The sequence below is a fragment of the Microbacterium sp. MMO-10 genome (genome assembly GCF_037148715.1).
Taxonomy (GTDB): domain Bacteria; phylum Actinomycetota; class Actinomycetes; order Actinomycetales; family Microbacteriaceae; genus Microbacterium.
Map to the genome: position 1 here is coordinate 526,530 of NZ_JBBCSV010000003.1, position 16,392 is coordinate 542,921.

At 70.2% G+C, this 16,392-nt stretch carries 12 protein-coding genes and 1 tRNA gene; 7 read left to right on the plus strand and 6 right to left on the minus strand.

The window, feature by feature from the left end; all coding sequences use genetic code 11:
* Positions 1 to 3: 3 nt before the first annotated feature.
* The 4 genes from WFJ17_RS11265 to WFJ17_RS11280 all read right to left on the minus strand — a co-directional run bounded on the left by WFJ17_RS11265 (position 4) and on the right by WFJ17_RS11280 (position 2,992).
* The gene (locus WFJ17_RS11265) at positions 4 to 522 is read right to left on the minus strand and encodes a hypothetical protein (protein ID WP_336648461.1); all 519 of its coding nucleotides are present in this window, start codon (positions 520 to 522) and stop codon (positions 4 to 6) included.
* Positions 519 to 1,007, minus strand: coding sequence for a SprT-like domain-containing protein (locus WFJ17_RS11270; RefSeq protein ID WP_336648462.1), 489 nt, complete (start codon positions 1,005 to 1,007; stop codon positions 519 to 521). The genes WFJ17_RS11265 and WFJ17_RS11270 overlap by 4 nt, the downstream gene beginning before the upstream one ends.
* Positions 1,008 to 1,460: 453 nt before the next feature.
* Positions 1,461 to 1,988 (minus strand): hypothetical protein, encoded by a 528-nt coding sequence (locus tag WFJ17_RS11275; RefSeq protein ID WP_251438750.1) that lies wholly within the window; start codon positions 1,986 to 1,988, stop codon positions 1,461 to 1,463.
* A gap of 137 nt (positions 1,989 to 2,125) precedes the next feature.
* Positions 2,126 to 2,992, minus strand: a complete 867-nt coding sequence (locus WFJ17_RS11280; protein WP_336648463.1) for a spermidine synthase — start codon at positions 2,990 to 2,992, stop codon at positions 2,126 to 2,128.
* Between the two features lie 104 nt (positions 2,993 to 3,096).
* Here WFJ17_RS11280 and WFJ17_RS11285 point away from each other — a divergent pair, with 104 nt between their 5' ends.
* From WFJ17_RS11285 to rpoC, 3 genes are all read left to right on the plus strand, one after another.
* Positions 3,097 to 4,611, plus strand: coding sequence for a glycoside hydrolase family 3 N-terminal domain-containing protein (locus tag WFJ17_RS11285; protein WP_336648464.1), 1,515 nt, complete (start codon positions 3,097 to 3,099; stop codon positions 4,609 to 4,611).
* Between the two features lie 269 nt (positions 4,612 to 4,880).
* Positions 4,881 to 8,381: a DNA-directed RNA polymerase subunit beta gene (rpoB, locus tag WFJ17_RS11290; RefSeq protein ID WP_251438747.1), complete on the plus strand. Its 3,501-nt coding sequence runs from the start codon at positions 4,881 to 4,883 to the stop codon at positions 8,379 to 8,381.
* 115 nt (positions 8,382 to 8,496) lie between these two features.
* Positions 8,497 to 12,363, plus strand: a complete 3,867-nt coding sequence (rpoC, locus tag WFJ17_RS11295) for a DNA-directed RNA polymerase subunit beta' (RefSeq protein WP_251438746.1) — start codon at positions 8,497 to 8,499, stop codon at positions 12,361 to 12,363.
* Between the two features lie 167 nt (positions 12,364 to 12,530).
* Here rpoC and WFJ17_RS11300 read toward each other — a convergent pair whose 3' ends face one another.
* Positions 12,531 to 13,133 carry a hypothetical protein gene (locus WFJ17_RS11300; RefSeq protein WP_336648465.1) on the minus strand — a complete coding sequence of 201 codons (603 nt, stop codon included), beginning with the start codon at positions 13,131 to 13,133 and terminating at the stop codon, positions 12,531 to 12,533.
* Positions 13,134 to 13,244: 111 nt separating this feature from the next.
* Here WFJ17_RS11300 and WFJ17_RS11305 point away from each other — a divergent pair, with 111 nt between their 5' ends.
* Both WFJ17_RS11305 and WFJ17_RS11310 read left to right on the plus strand, forming a co-directional pair.
* Positions 13,245 to 14,036: a hypothetical protein gene (locus tag WFJ17_RS11305; RefSeq protein WP_336648466.1), complete on the plus strand. Its 792-nt coding sequence runs from the start codon at positions 13,245 to 13,247 to the stop codon at positions 14,034 to 14,036.
* Positions 14,037 to 14,333: 297 nt separating this feature from the next.
* Positions 14,334 to 14,415 (plus strand) — tRNA-Tyr (locus WFJ17_RS11310).
* A 62-nt stretch (positions 14,416 to 14,477) separates the two neighbouring features.
* Here the strand turns inward: WFJ17_RS11310 and WFJ17_RS11315 are convergent.
* Entirely contained in the window at positions 14,478 to 14,858 is a 381-nt protein-coding gene (locus WFJ17_RS11315) for a VOC family protein (RefSeq protein WP_251438743.1), read from the minus strand.
* A gap of 99 nt (positions 14,859 to 14,957) precedes the next feature.
* On the opposite strand from WFJ17_RS11315, the gene WFJ17_RS11320 reads away from it, so the two are divergent.
* Both WFJ17_RS11320 and WFJ17_RS11325 read left to right on the plus strand, forming a co-directional pair.
* Positions 14,958 to 15,449 (plus strand): FBP domain-containing protein, encoded by a 492-nt coding sequence (locus WFJ17_RS11320; RefSeq protein ID WP_251438742.1) that lies wholly within the window; start codon positions 14,958 to 14,960, stop codon positions 15,447 to 15,449.
* 108 nt (positions 15,450 to 15,557) lie between these two features.
* On the plus strand, positions 15,558 to 16,349 hold the full coding sequence (locus tag WFJ17_RS11325; protein WP_336629296.1) for an enoyl-CoA hydratase/isomerase family protein: 792 nt from the start codon (positions 15,558 to 15,560) through the stop codon (positions 16,347 to 16,349).
* The last annotated feature ends 43 nt before the right edge of the window (positions 16,350 to 16,392 follow it).

The window sequence follows — 16,392 nt, forward strand, 5'->3', positions numbered from 1 at the left end:
GGATCAGGCAGGGCTGCGGGTGCTTCCCGCGGCCCTGTCCCAGCCCCGCGCGAGACGGCGGATCCGCCATCCGCGCCACTGCCACGCCGCCCACAGCACGGGCAGCAGTGCGAGCGACCCCGGACCGCCGAAGACGAGCCGGTCGCGCCAGAGCGCGCGCCCGCCGGGCAGGGCCGAGACGGCCATGCGGTGGTCCCAGACGTCGAGCGAGGAGAGCGGCCCGGTGAGCGGGATCCCGCTGTCGCGCAGGATGCGCACGGTCTCGCCTCGGTGCTCGCGGACCTCGTCGTAGGCGCTGATGAGCTGCGTGCCGACCGGGATCAGGCCGAACAGCCGCAGCCGCACCGCGGTGTGCAGCAGGGAGCCCTCGTCGGCGTGCGTGAGCGGCTCGACCACGATCACGGGGGCATAGAGGGCCGTGAGCACGGCGGGCGAGTGGAGGCAGGCCCAGGCGGCGTCCGCACTCGCCCGGATCCGGAACTTCAGCTGCACCTGCCGCAGCTTCGGGCTCGCCGTCGTCATCGCGGTGTCACCGCCGCCCGGCGATCCGCGGCCGTGATCTCGCGGCGGGTCCAGACCAGCAGGAACCGCTCGTCGTAGCGGCGCGAGCAGCGCGCGCACGACGACGCCCGGGTGGGGCGCCGATGCCGGTACGTCGTGTGCCCGGTCGGGCAGCGACCGACCCAGGGGGCCAGATCGGTCGCGGTCTCGCCGTGGTGCGTGGTCCCGCCCACGTACCCCAGCGCGCGCGCCGTCCGCTTCCAGGCGGCCCCGTGCGCGGCCTGATGGCCGGCGAGGGCGTGCGCCACCTCATGCAGGAGCACCTGGTGGATCTCGTCGTCGTCGAACCGTGCCGCCAGATAGCGGGAGACGGTGATCCGCTTGTCGCGGTAGTTGCAGGCGCCCGCGCGGCGCTTGGCGTTGTCGAAGCCGAACGACCAGGTCGGATCCAGATGCAGCCGGATCAGGGCTTCGCCCCAGATCCGCACTCGTTCCAACTCGGCCATGCACTCACGTTAGGCGATGCCGCCGACATCCGGGCGCGCTCCCCGGCGCGGTGCAGCGAACGGCAGGGAGGTGGTCGTTGTGCAGGGAGGCCGGTGGTTGTGCAGGGAGGCCGGGCTGTTGTGCAGGGAGGGCGGGGTGTTGTGCAGGGAGGGCGGGGTGTTGTGCAGGGAGGGCGGGGTGTTGTGCAGGGAGGCCGGGCTGTTGTGCAGGGACGCCGGCCTCACTCCCCGCAGCGACGGGCGGAAGTCCGCGGCGGACCGGATGGCGTGACGAGCGCCGACGGGTCGTGACCCTGCAGAATGCCGGACGCTCCCTGCAGAACGCCGGACGCTCCCTGCAGAATGCCGGACGCTCCCTGCAGAACGCCGGACGCTCCCTGCGGAACGCCGGACGCTCCCTGCGTAACGCACGGTGGTCCCTGCAGAACGACCGTGGCGCGCGGCCGACGAGGATCAGCCGTTGACGGCCACCGGATCCTGATGCCGCTCGACGGTCTCGATCGCGAGCAGCGCGGCCTCGAGTTCGGCGTCGGCGGCCCCGGCCTCGCGGCGGAGGAACAGGGTGCGCTTGAAGCTCTCCCTCGCCTGCTCGAACTCGCCGGCCTCGAAGGCGTTGCGTCCGCGGTGCTGATGCGCGAACGCCGCGATGGGCACCCAGCCCTGGCCCTCCGCCTCGGCCACGCAGGTCGCGAGCTCATGGTCGGCCGCGCCGTGCATGCGGCGGTACTGCAGCACGGTCGCATGCAGGACGCGAGCGCGCAGGAGGTCCTTCCGGGTGCCCGCCATGCGCGCCTGCCGCACGGTCTCCGCGGCGAGGACGAGCGCGTCGTCGAGGCGGCCGAGCACCTTGAGCAGCCACACCCGCTCGAGCATCGAGGGGAGGCTGCGCTGATCTCCGAGCTCGTCGAGACGTTCCTCGCACTCGGACGGATCCACGAGCTCGCGCAGTGAGTCCGGGTCGTATCCCTTGATGTAGCCCACGCGTCGCCCTCCTGTACCGCTCGCCGTGCCTTCCAGTCTGCCTGCGGATCGCGAGCATCCGCGAAGGCCCCGGGGCGTGCCGTGAGAAACCGGTCGGCGACGTGCGCAACGGACCCGGTCCAGTCGCATCGGCCGGGTCAGCGCAGGAAGAGACCGGCGTCGGGCCGGGGCGAGGCGACCGCCGTCGCGTCGGTGACGATCGCCGCGTCCTTCGCGAACGCCGTGACCTCGGAGCCGTGCGCGAGCTTGGCCGGATGGGGGCCTGCGGCGAGGATGCGCGGCAGTGCGTCGGCGGGCAGGGGAGCGGCCGATGCCGCGAGCACGAGGTTGCCGAACCGGCGGCCCTTCAGGATCTGCGCGTCGGCGAGGATCGCGACCTCGGGCAGGACCGTGCGGATCGTGGCGACCTGGCGGCGCGCGAAGGCGAGCCCCGGACCGTCGGCGACGTTCACGAGGAGCACGCCGGCGGGCGCGAGCAGAGCCGCCAGCTCGGCGTAGAACTCGACGCTGGTGAGGTGCGCGGGCGTCTGCGCGCCGGAGTACACGTCGGCGACCACGAGGTCGACGGTCCCGACGAGGGCGGGCGGCAGCCGCCGCACGCCCTCGCGGGCGTCGCCGATGCGGATGCGGATCGCGGCCCCGCGCGGCAGCGGGAGATGCTCGCGCACGAGCTCGACGAGCGGGGCCTCCAGCTCGATCACCTGCTGCCGCGAGCCGGGGCGCGTGGCGGCGATGTAGCGGGGGAGGGTCAGCGCCCCCGCACCCAGGTGCACGGCTGTGATGGCCTCCCCCGGAGAGCCGAGCTGGTCGATCAGCGCTCCCATCCGCACGATGTACTCGAAGTGCAGGTGCGTCGGATCCGCGGGATCCACGTGCGACTGCGGCGTCTCGTCGATGAGCAGCTCGTACCCGCCGCCGAACTCCGCGGGCACCACCCGTGCGATCCCGCCGGAGCCGAGCCGGGCCGACGGATGCTCGGTGTCCTTCGCGCGCGCTCTGCCCATGCCACGAGGGTATTCCGTGCCCGCCATCGCTTGCACCGGGTTTGTTAGTAGTGGATGCTTAAATGCGGCGCGCCGGCGCCGACGGATTCGACGAGGAGACCTCCATGACCACCGAGCACGCCCCCGCCGGAGCCGACGAGCTCGCCCGCCTCGCCAACGGGGTGCTGTGGCCGGGATTCCTCGGCTCCGAGCTGCCGGATTGGCTGGCCGCGGAGCTGCGGGACGGCCTCGCGGGCGTCGTCTACTTCGCGCAGAACCTCTCGCCGCACCTCGATCGGCTGAGCGCCGCGATCCACGAGGCCAATCCGCGCGCGCTCATCGGCGTCGACGAGGAGGGCGGCAGCGTCACCCGGCTCGAAACGCTCGCCGGGTCGACGGCGCCGGGGGCCGCGCAGCTCGGCGCGCTCGACGACCTCGCCGCCACCCGGGCGACCGGAGCGGAGCTCGCCCGCCGGGTCCGCGAGGCCGGCGCCGACGTGCTGATCGGGCCGGTCGCGGACGTCAACACGGATCCGCGCAACCCGGTCATCGGCGTGCGCGCGTTCGGCGCGCAGACCGCACTCGTGTCCCGCCATGCCGCCGCCGAGGTCGAGGGCATCCAGGGCACCGGGGTCGCGGCGTGCGTCAAGCACTTCCCCGGGCACGGAGACACGGCGCTCGACTCGCACCACGACCTGCCCCGGATCACCGGGGATCCCGTCGAGTTCGACCGGGTGCACATCGAGCCGTTCCGCGCCGCGATCGCCGCCGGCGCGCGTTCGGTGATGACCGCCCACATCGTGGTCCCGGCGTGGGGCGAGGAGCCGGCCACCCTCAACCCGCGCGTGCTGGGGATGCTCCGGGCCGAGGGGTTCGACGGCGTGATCGTGACCGACGCGCTCGACATGGCCGCGATCCGGGAATCGGTGGGGATCGGCGGGGGAGCGGTCCGCGCGCTCGCCGCCGGGGCGGATCTGCTCTGCGTCGGCAACCCGACGAACCCCGGCGACGCCGCCGCGCCCGACCAGGACCAGCGCGACTTCCACGCCGCGAGGGACGCGATCGTGCAGGCTCTCGCCGACGGCACGCTGAGCGTGCAGCGCGTCGCCGAGGCGGCCGCGCGCGTCGCCCGCCTCGCCGACGAGCTCGCCGCCGAGCGCACGGGCTCGTCCGCGGCCGAGCCCGTCGACCTGGGCGGGATCGTGGCCCGCTCGCTCACGGTGCAGGGCGACCTCGGCGCCCCGGCCGCGGGGCTCGTGGTCCTGGACGCCCGCCGCAGGGCCACCCTCGCGGTCGACAGCGCCGCGTCGTACGTCGTCGAGGCGCTGGCGGAGGGGGAGTGGTCGCGGCGGATCGACACCGAGCGCGCGACCGCCGACGAGGTCGCCGCCGCGATCGCCGGGGCCCGGTCGGCTGCCGCGGGCAGCGGATCCCGGATCGTCGTGCTCGTCGACCGCATCGACACCGACCCGTCGCAGCGCGGGTTCGTGGCCGCGGTCGGCGAGGCGGCGCCGGACGCGGTCGTCGTGAACGTGGGGCTGCCCGGGACCGGATCCGGTCTCGCGGTGATCGACGTGCGGGCCAGCAGCCGCCTCGGCGCCCAGGCCGCTCGCGCTCTGCTCGTCGGCCGGGCGGACTGAGTCCCGAACGCGACTCTGAACCGGGCGCGCTCGCGGTTATACCCTCGTTGAGGCGGAAGGTCAAGAATCGCGCTGGACATGTTGCGATTTCGGGCCTATAGTGGATATTTGCGCCTCGCTCCCTCCTGCCCTCATATGGTGGTCGGCAGAAACTCCGTACGTCCTCGCTCCTCTCGGAGCGCTTTCGCGTGCGGTGATCGCGAGAGCGGCGCACTCCACCTGACGACGAGGAATCGAGACGCCCTTCGGGGCTCACGGAGGTTATTCCCTTGGCTGCTGCTCGCAACGCATCCACTCCCACCACCATCAAGAACGGACGCGGCGCATCCCGCCTCTCGTTCGCCAAGATCTCCGACACGCTGACGGTCCCCGACCTGCTCGCCCTGCAGACCGAGTCCTTCGACTGGCTCGTGGGCAACGAGGCCTGGCGCACGCGCGTCGCGGAGGCCACCAAGGCCGGCCGCAAGGACATCGCCACCGCCAGCGGCCTCGAGGAGATCTTCGAGGAGATCTCCCCGATCGAGGACCTGAGCGAGACCATGCAGCTCTCGTTCACGAACCCGTACCTCGAGCCCGAGAAGTACTCCATCGAGGAGTGCAAGGAGCGCGGCAAGACGTACGCGGCCCCGCTCTACGTCGAGGCCGAGTTCATGAACCACCAGACCGGTGAGATCAAGACCCAGACGGTCTTCATGGGCGACTTCCCGCTGCAGACCGCCAAGGGCACGTTCATCATCAACGGCACCGAGCGCGTCGTCGTGTCGCAGCTCGTCCGCTCCCCGGGCGTCTACTTCGACAAGACCGCCGACAAGACGAGCGACAAGGACATCGTGTCCGCCCGCGTCATCCCGTCCCGCGGCGCCTGGCTCGAGTTCGAGATCGACAAGCGCGACCAGGTCGGCGTGCGCATCGACCGCAAGCGCAAGCAGTCCGTCACCGTCTTCCTCAAGGCGCTGGGCATGACCAGCGAGGAGATCCTCGCCGAGTTCGCCGGCTTCGCCTCGATCGAGGAGACGCTCGCGAAGGACACGATCCTCACCAAGGAGGACGCGCTCCGCGACATCTACCGCAAGCTGCGTCCGGGCGAGCAGGTGGCCGCCGAGGCCGCCCGCGCGCTGCTGGACAACTTCTACTTCAACGCGAAGCGCTACGACCTCGCCAAGGTCGGTCGCTACAAGATCAACCAGAAGCTGGGTCTCGACCTGCCGCTGGACGAGTCCGTCCTCACGGTCAAGGACGTCGTCGAGACGATCAAGTATCTGGTGCGCATCCACGCCGGCGTCGAGACCTTCGAGGGGATCCGCGGCGGCAAGAAGGCCGAGATCCGTCTCGCGACCGACGACATCGACAACTTCGGCAACCGCCGGATCCGCGCCGTCGGCGAGCTCATCCAGAACCAGGTCCGCACCGGTCTGTCCCGCATGGAGCGCGTCGTCCGCGAGCGCATGACCACGCAGGACATCGAGGCGATCACCCCGCAGACCCTGATCAACGTGCGTCCCGTCGTGGCCGCGATCAAGGAGTTCTTCGGCACCTCGCAGCTGTCGCAGTTCATGGATCAGAACAACCCGCTCGCGGGCCTGACCCACAAGCGCCGCCTCTCGGCCCTCGGCCCCGGTGGCCTCAGCCGCGACCGCGCCGGCGTCGAGGTGCGCGACGTGCACCCCTCGCACTACGGCCGCATGTGCCCGATCGAGACCCCGGAAGGCCCGAACATCGGTCTGATCGGCTCGCTCGCCACGTTCGCGCGGATCAACTCGTTCGGCTTCATCGAGACGCCGTACCGCAAGGTCGAGGGTGGCAAGGTCACCGAGCACATCGACTACCTGACCGCCGCCGAGGAGGTCGACTTCAACATCGCGCAGGCGAACGCCCCGCTCGATGCGGACGGCCGCTTCACCGAGGCGCACGTCCTGGCCCGTCCCAAGGGCGGATCCGGTGAGGTCGACATGTTCCTCCCCGAGGAGATCGGCTACATCGACGTCTCCCCGCGCCAGATGGTGTCGGTCGCGACCTCGCTCGTGCCGTTCCTCGAGCACGACGACGCGCAGCGCGCGCTCATGGGCGCCAACATGCAGCGCCAGGCCGTGCCGCTGCTCCGTTCCGAGTCGCCGTTCGTCGGCACCGGTATGGAGGGCTACGCCGCCATCGACGCGGGTGACGTGATCACCGCCGACAAGGCCGGCGTGGTCTCCGAGGTCTCCGCGGACCGCGTCGTGGTCATGCTCGACGAGGGCGGCACGCAGGAGTACTACCTGCGCAAGTTCGACCGCTCGAACCACGGCACCTCGTACAACCAGAAGGTCGTCGTCTCGGCCGGTGAGCGCGTCGAGGTCGGCGAGGTCATCGCCGACGGCCCCGCCACGGAGAACGGCGAGCTCGCGCTCGGCAAGAACCTCCTCGTCGCGTTCATGACCTGGGAGGGTCACAACTTCGAGGACGCGATCATCCTCAGCCAGGACCTGGTGAAGGACGACACCCTGTCCTCGATCCACATCGAGGAGTACGAGGTCGACTCGCGCGACACGAAGCTCGGCAAGGAGGAGATCACCCGTGACCTCCCCAACGTCAGCCCGGAGCTCCTGAAGGACCTCGACGAGCGCGGCATCATCCGCATCGGCGCCGAGGTCCGCCCCGGCGACATCCTCGTCGGAAAGGTCACCCCGAAGGGCGAGACCGAGCTGTCGGCCGAGGAGCGCCTGCTCCGCGCGATCTTCAACGAGAAGAGCCGCGAGGTGCGCGACACCTCCCTGAAGGTGCCGCACGGCGAGCAGGGAACGGTCATCGCGGTCAAGGAGTTCAACGCCGAGGATGGCGACGACGAGCTCGGCTCCGGCGTCAACCGCCGCGTCGTGGTCTTCATCGCCCAGAAGCGCAAGATCACCGAGGGCGACAAGCTCGCCGGCCGCCACGGCAACAAGGGTGTCATCGCGAAGATCCTGCCGGTCGAGGACATGCCGTTCCTCGCCGACGGCACGCCGGTCGACGTCATCCTGAACCCGCTCGGCATCCCGGGCCGCATGAACTTCGGCCAGGTGCTGGAGACCCACCTCGGGTGGATCTCGAAGCAGGGCTGGAAGATCGAGGGCAACCCGGAGTGGGCGGCGCAGCTGCCCGAGGACGCGTTCGACGTGGCCCCCGGCACCAAGGTCGCGACCCCGGTGTTCGACGGCGCCCACCAGGAGGAGATCGAGGGTCTCCTCGACTCGACGCTGCCGACCCGTGACGGCGTGCGCCTGATCGACTCGTCCGGCAAGACCACCCTGTTCGACGGCCGCTCCGGCGAGCCGTTCCCGGGGCAGATCTCCGTGGGCTACATGTACATCCTGAAGCTCCACCACCTGGTCGACGACAAGATCCACGCGCGTTCGACGGGCCCCTACTCGATGATCACCCAGCAGCCGCTCGGCGGTAAGGCCCAGTTCGGCGGCCAGCGCTTCGGTGAGATGGAGGTGTGGGCGCTCGAGGCCTACGGCGCCGCGTACGCGCTGCAGGAGCTCCTCACGATCAAGTCCGACGACATCCTCGGCCGCGTCAAGGTCTACGAGGCGATCGTCAAGGGCGAGAACATCCAGGAGCCGGGTATCCCGGAGTCGTTCAAGGTGCTCATGAAGGAGATGCAGTCGCTCTGCCTGAACGTCGAGGTCCTCTCGGCCGACGGCACCGCGGTCAACCTCCGCGACACCGACGACGAGGCCTTCCGCGCCGCCGAGGAGCTGGGGATCAACATCTCCAGCCGCTTCGAGTCCGCATCCATCGACGAGATCTGAGCCCTCGGGGGATCCGGATCCGCTCCGGGTCCCCCGAGGCCCTGACTTTTTGATTTCGGCAGTTCGGCTCCGCCGACCTGCTCAATCATCAGTTTTCATTGACACAGGAGAACTAGTGCTCGACGCAACAACCTTCGATGAGCTTCGCATCGGCCTCGCCACCGCAGACGACATCCGCAAGTGGTCGTACGGTGAGGTCAAGAAGCCCGAGACCATCAACTACCGCACGCTGAAGCCGGAGAAGGACGGCCTCTTCGGCGAGCAGATCTTCGGCCCCTCCCGCGACTGGGAGTGCGCCTGCGGCAAGTACAAGCGCGTCCGCTTCAAGGGCATCGTCTGCGAGCGCTGCGGCGTGGAGGTCACCAAGAGCTCCGTCCGCCGCGAGCGCATGGGCCACATCGAGCTCGCCGCGCCCGTCACCCACATCTGGTACTTCAAGGGCGTGCCCTCGCGCCTCGGCTACCTGCTGGACATGGCGCCGAAGGACCTCGAGAAGGTCATCTACTTCGCCGCGTACATGGTCATCTCGGTCGACGAGGACGCGCGCCACCGCGACCTGGCGACCCAGGAGAACAACATCCGCCTCGAGCTGAAGACGCTCGGCGACCGCCGCGACGCCAAGATCGCGGAGCGCCTGGCCAAGCTGGAGACCGAGCTCGCGGCCCTCGAGGCCGAGGGCGCCAAGGCCGACGCCAAGAAGAAGGTGAAGGACGCCGCCGAGAAGGAGATGTCCCTCATCCGCAAGGGCGCCGACGAGGCGATCGTCAAGCTCGAGCGCGTGTGGGAGGACTTCCGCACCCTCGAGGTCGGGGCCCTGCGTCCCGAGGACGACGTGTTCCACGAGCTGCAGGACCGGTTCGGCCAGTACTTCGAGGCGCACATGGGCGCCGAGGCGATCCAGCGCCGCCTCGCGGCCTTCGACCTCGCCGCCGAGTCGGAGAAGCTGCACCTGCAGATCTCCGAGGGCAAGGGTCAGCGCAAGATCCGCGCGATCAAGCGCCTCAAGGTCGTCAACTCGTTCCTGGAGACCGGCATGAGCCCGGCCGCCATGGTGCTCGACGTCGTGCCGGTGATCCCGCCGGAGCTGCGCCCGATGGTGCAGCTGGACGGTGGCCGCTTCGCGACCAGCGACCTGAACGACCTGTACCGCCGCGTGATCAACCGCAACAACCGTCTTCGTCGTCTGATCGACCTCGGCGCCCCCGAGATCATCGTGAACAACGAGAAGCGCATGCTGCAGGAGGCCGTCGACGCGCTGTTCGACAACGGCCGCCGCGGTCGTCCCGTCACGGGCACCGGCAACCGCGCGCTGAAGTCCCTCAGCGACATGCTGAAGGGCAAGCAGGGTCGCTTCCGTCAGAACCTGCTCGGCAAGCGCGTGGACTACTCGGGCCGTTCGGTCATCATCGTCGGCCCGCAGCTCAAGCTGCACCAGTGCGGTCTGCCGAAGACGATGGCGATCGAGCTGTTCAAGCCGTTCGTGATCAAGCGCCTGATCGACCTGGGCCACTCGCAGAACATCAAGGCCGCCAAGCGCGCCGTCGAGCGCATGCGTCCCGAGGTCTGGGATGTGCTCGAGGAGATCATCCGCGAGCGCCCCGTGCTGCTGAACCGCGCCCCCACCCTGCACCGCCTGGGCATCCAGGCCTTCGAGCCTCAGCTCGTCGAGGGCAAGGCCATCCAGCTGCACCCGCTCGTGTGCGCGGCGTTCAACGCCGACTTCGACGGTGACCAGATGGCCGTGCACCTGCCGCTGTCGGTCGAGGCCCAGGCCGAGGCCCGCGTGCTGATGCTCGCCTCGAACAACATCCTCAAGCCGTCCGACGGCCGCCCGGTCACCCTGCCCTCGCAGGACATGATCATCGGTCTGCACCACCTGACCACGGTCAAGTCCGGTGCGCTCGGGGAGGGTCGTGCGTTCGGCTCGGTGGGCGAGGCGATCCTCGCGAAGGACGAGGGCACCCTCGATCTGCAGGCGAAGGTCCGCATCCGCATCCCGGGTCTCACGTTCCTCGAGGGCGAGGCCCCCGAGGGCTACGACGCCCACGGTCTCGTGGACGCGTCGCTCGGCCAGGCGATCTTCAACGACACCCTGCCGAAGGGCTACCCGTTCGTGCGCGAGGTCGCCGACAAGGGCAAGCTGTCGCAGATCGTCAACAAGCTCGCCGAGGAGTACCCCAAGGTCGAGACCGCCGCGTCGCTGGACCGCATCAAGGACGCCGGCTTCTACTGGGCCACGCGTTCGGGTGTGACCGTCGCGCTCAGCGACGTCATCACCCCGCCGAACAAGGCGGAGATCGTCGCGGGCTACGAGAAGCAGGCCGAGAAGATCCAGGCGCAGTACGACAAGGGTCTGACCACCGACGCCGAGCGTCGTCAGGAGCTCGTCGAGCTCTGGACGAAGGCGACCAACGAGGTCCAGGCCGAGATGCAGGCGAACTTCCCGGAGGACAACACCATCAACCGCATGGTGTCCTCGGGAGCGCGTGGTAACTGGCTGCAGATCCGTAACATCGCCGGTATGCGCGGTCTGGTGAACAACACCAAGGGTGAGTTCATCCCGCGTCCGATCATCTCCTCGTACCGCGAGGGCCTGTCGGTGGCGGAGTACTTCATCGCCACGCACGGTACCCGTAAGGGTCTCGCCGACACCGCTCTGCGTACGGCCGACTCGGGCTACCTGACCCGTCGTCTGGTCGACGTCTCGCAGGACGTCATCATCCGTGAGGACGACTGCGGCACCTCGAAGGGCCTGGAGCTGCCGATCGCCGCGCCGAACAGCGCCGGCGAGCTGGTGCGCGACGCGAACGTGGAGAACTCCGTGTTCGCCCGTACGCTCGCGTCCGACGTGGTGAACGCGGCCGGAGAGGTCGTCGCGACCGCCGGTGAGGACGTCGGCGACGTGCTCATCGACAAGCTGGTCGCGGCCGGCGTGGAGTCGATCAAGGTCCGCTCCGTGCTGACCTGCGACTCGGCCGTCGGCGTCTGCGCGCAGTGCTACGGCCGCTCGCTGGCCACCGGCAAGACGGTGGACATCGGCGAGGCCGTCGGCATCATCGCGGCCCAGTCGATCGGTGAGCCCGGTACCCAGCTGACGATGCGTACCTTCCACCTCGCCTCCGCGGGTGACATCACGCAGGGTCTGCCCCGTGTGCAGGAGCTCTTCGAGGCCCGTACCCCGAAGGGCGCCACCCCGATCGCCGAGGCCGACGGCCGCATCACGATCGAGGAGACCGACAAGTCGAAGAAGGTCATCCTCACGCCCGACAACGGCGACGAGGAAGTGGTCTACCCTGTGCTGAAGCGTGCGACGCTCCTCGTCGAGGACGGCCAGCACGTCTCGGTCGGCGACCCCCTGCAGGTCGGCACGCTCGACCCCAAGGAGGTCATGCGCGTCATGGGCGCCCGCGAGGTGCAGCGCTACCTCGTCAGCGGCGTGCAGGACGTGTACCGCTCCCAGGGTGTGCCGATCCACGACAAGCACATCGAGGTCATCGTGCGCCAGATGCTGCGCAAGGTCACCGTCGTCGACCACGGCGACACGACCCTGCTGCCCGGTGAGATGCTCGACGCCCGTCGTTACCAGGACGTCAACCGCGAGGCCGTCGCGGCGGGCAAGCGCCCCGCGTCCGGTCGCCCGGAGCTGATGGGTATCACGAAGGCGTCGCTCGCGACCGAGTCGTGGCTGTCGGCCGCGTCGTTCCAGGAGACGACCCGCGTGCTCACGCAGGCCGCCATGGAGGGCAAGAGCGACCCGCTGGTCGGCCTCAAGGAGAACGTCATCATCGGAAAGCTGATCCCCGCGGGGACCGGCCTGCGCCGTTACCGCGACATCACGGTGGAGGCGACCGAGGAGGCCAAGAGCGAGCGCTACCCGAACCGGATCTTCGCATCCGACGGCGCGTACGCCGAGGGCGACTTCGGCTACGTCGACTTCGACGCGTTCTCGACCGACGACATCACTCCCGGCACCTACAACTGATCGAGGCGAGAGCCTGATCGCTTGACGAAGACCCCCGGATCCGCACGGATCCGGGGGTCTTCGCGTATCCGGGTCCGGGCTTCCGTTCCTCGCTCCGGTCGCAGAAGATGTCGTTCCGACCGCGTCTCAGCGACATCTTCCGCGACCGGAGCGAGACGGCGGGCGGGTCAGGATCCGAAGATGCTCGCCACGATGCTCGAGGTGTAGCCGGTGGGCGCGAGGTTCGAGTACCGGGTGTCGATCAGGACGTCGTCGCGCCAGAACAGGGTGCGTCCGTCGGTGACCGGATAGGTCGGATCCGCCCACTCCTTCTCGCAGCGCGTGCCCTGGGACGGGGTGTAGCAGCTGAAGCCCTCGGTCTTCACGAGTCCGTTCAGCATGTCGAGCGCCTCGCCGCGGTACTTCCGGGAGATCGTCGTCGTGATGCTCGTCGTGTCGGCCTTCGGATCCGCCCAGATGCAGATGAGGCTGCCGTCGGACTGCACGCCGCTCGGCCCGAACACGGGCGAGTTCAGCGGAGTGTCGCCCAGCTGCGAGAGCACATCCGCGGAGAGGAGCGCCTTGCAGTCGGCGGGAAGCGCCGCGGACGTCGCCGACGGGCTCGGCGACGGGGACGTCTTCTGCGGCGTCGGCGTGCTCGAGCCCGAGGTCGAGCCGCTCGTCGCGCCGCCGCCCGTGGGCGAGCTCTCCGGGGCGGTCGGGGAACAGGCGGTGAGCGCTGCGGCAAGGCTGAGGGCGGCGAGCACGACCGCGACGCTGCGAGTCTCCATGGCGCAAGGATAGGCCTCGCGATGCCGGCGACGCCGCAGCGACGGAACGGCGGCGGGCGTGTGCCGCGCGCCGGAGTAGCCTTGGGGGGATTTACCGGGAGAGGGGGCGGCATGACCGAGCACCGGGTGGTGATCCTGGGGGAGGCCCGGATCGACGAGATCCGCGACCCCGGCGGAATGCGCGAGGGCGTGGGCGGGGACGCGATCGACCTCGCGAGCGCCCTGCTCGGGCACGGGCTTTCCCTCACCGTCGTCGCGCCCGTCGGCGAGGACGCCGATGGCGAGCGCATCCGTGACGTGCTGAACGATCGCGGAGTGCGGCTCGTCGCGGTGCCGGCGCCGGAGGGCACGCTGCGGCGTGCGCTGGTGCGCGACCGCAGCGGCGCCGAGATCGAGGTGCGCCGCGAGGAGCGCGCCTTCGCCGACACGCGGCGCTCGCTCGCGGCCGAGGCCGAGGCCGACGTGGTCGTCGATCTCCGTCAGGGCATCGCGAGCACGGTCGTCGAGGAGCGGGACGAGGTGCTGCGCGCTCTGGGGCTGACCGATCCCGGGGCGCACGCCGACGCGGGCGCTCCCGCCGGCGCGTCGACCGACGCGGACGCCCATGCCCCGGTCGACACGACGCACCTGCCGGAACCCGAGGAGGGAGCCTCCGCCGTGCCCGATTCCGAGGACTCGGCGGAGCGGGGCGAGGCGGAGGCCGCGGGGACGCACTCTCCGGCCGGAGAGGCGGACGGGATCCTCGCCTCGCCGCCGCCATCCGTGCCGCTGCTTCCGGCGCCGATCGTGGCAGGCACCGCGCGCCATGCGCCCGTGCGGCTGCTTCCGGACCCTCCCGCGGCGCACGCACCCGCGCCCGACTGGCACGGACTCGAAGCGCGCATCTCCCGCATCGCCACCTGACGGCGGCGCAGGGGCGGACTTCCCGCACCGAGTGCACGGGAAGCCGCCGAGTGCACGACGTGTTCGCGCGAATTCCCGGTGCACTGGGCACGAAGCCGCGCACTCGGCGAGTTGTGCGCATCCTCAGATCGCGGAACGGGTGCTCCACCGCCCGGAACTGGCCGCGCGCGTCCATCCGGGGTGCGTGAGCCGACGCGTCGGCACGCGGTGACCCCTCGATTTCTCCCGGACGGATCCGCCGGGTATGCTTGATCTTCGCGCCCCCGGTCGGCTGAAGAAGCGGGGCGGGCGTGCATTGGCAAGTTGCCCGAGCGGCCAAAGGGAGCTGACTGTAAATCAGCCGCGTTATGCTTCGGGGGTTCGAATCCCTCACTTGCCACCCATGACGGAAGGCCCTCGCGATGCGGGGGCCTTCCGTCGTTTCCGCGGGGCGGACGGCGGTCAGGAGCCCGGTGCGGGGCGGCTGAAGAGATTGACCAGGTTCCCGTCCGGGTCGCGGAAGAGGACGGACCGGTTTCCCCATGGCATCGTGGTCGGCTCGAGCACGACGTCGTCGAGCACATCCCGCAGTCGTGCGAACTCCTGGTCGACATCATCGACGAGGAACTCGACGATGACCGAGTCGTTGCGGCCTGGATGAGGGGCGCGGTCGCCCAGCATGGCGACCGTCGCGGTGCTTCCGATCGCCAGGGTTCCGCTCGTGGTGCGCAACTCGGCGAAGACCGGCGCGGGCCGCGCCGCGGTCGCCCCGGTCACCTCCTGGTAGAAGGCCGCGAGCCGGTCGACGTCGTCGGTGATGATGCGGATCGATGCGAGATCCAAGGCTGTCCCTTCCGTCGCGCCCGTGCAGCCCGACGAATCGATCCTGCAGGGGACCACCGACATCGCCGCCCGAGCCCCGGCCTTCCTAGACTGGTCTTCATGCGTGCCCTCACCGAAGACCAGATCCGGGCCTCGTTCCGCAACGCCGAGCCCGACGAGGTCGCCGAGATCGCGATGCCGCACGACCTGCTCCTCGCGGAATGGGACTACCTCGACTTCTTCGCCTGGCGGGACCCGATCGCGTCCCGCAGCGGCTACATCCTGATCGAGCAGGACGGCGAGGCCGTCGGGATCGTCCTGCGCGCGGCGGATCCGTCGCGTGTGCGCTCCGGCATGTGCAACCTCTGCCACACGATGCAGCCGGGCAACCAGGTCGCCCTGTTCGCCGCGCGCAGGGCCGGGGCGGAGGGGCGGAAGGGATCCGTCGTGGGCACGTACATCTGCGCCGACCTCTCCTGCCACGAGAGCGTGCGGCTCGCTCCGCCGCTCGCACCGAACGAGATCCGCGCGGAGCGGCTCGCCGACCGGCGTCTGGACGGCACGCATCGACGCGTCTACTCCTTCGTCGCATCGGTCCTCGGCGACAGCTGATCCTGAGACTCATGCATTCTGATACTCAGTGCCACGCTGCGGCCTCGCGCAGGTAGGCTGATCGGGCGGCCAGCGCCGCACGATCGCCGCCGATCCCGAGGGAGTCCGATGTCCGAGCCGCTGCTCTACCGTGTCGAGGACGGGCTCGCCCGGATCACCCTGAACCGCCCCCAGCGGCTCAACGCCTTCAACGCCGATCTCGCGCACGCCTGGGCTGAGGCGACCGCCGCGGCCGTGCGCGACAGCGCCGTGGGAGCGATCCTGATCGAGGGGGAAGGGCGCGCGTTCTGCGCGGGCGGCGACGTCATCGACATGGCCACCGGCATGGGCGGTTCCGCCGACATCCAGCGCCTCGCCGACGTGATCCACTCCGGTATCGCCTCCCTGGTCTCCTCGTCGGTGCCGGTCGTGGCCGCGGCGCACGGCACGACCGCGGGCGGCGGCCTGGGGATCCTGCTCGCGAGTGACTACGCGGTCGTCGGATCCGACTCGCGCTTCGGCAGCCTCTACGCCAACATCGGACTCACACCCGATCTCTCGGTCAGTGCGCAGCTGGCCGCCGCGGTCGGCGAACGGCGCGCGCTGCAGCTCCTGCTCACCGATCGCATGCTGACCGCCGCGGAGGCCGTGGAGTGGGGCATCGCGGCGGAAGCGGTGGGGGAGGGCGATGCGGCGGCGATCGCCGCGGCGGTCCGCGCCCGCGCCGAGGAGATCGCGCGCTTCTGGCTCGCTGGGGCGTTCGGCGCGTACGGGCAGGCCAAGCGTCTCGTGCGCTCCCGCCCCGAGCGCACCTTCGCCGGGCAGTTGGACGAGGAGGCGCGCAGCATCGCCGCCGCTTTCGACGGTGCCGAGGCGCAGGGCCTGATCGCTGCGTTCGCGAGTCGCTCGGCCGCACGCTGACACCTCGCTCCGCACAACAGCCGCGAGCGAGCGGTTCTCCACC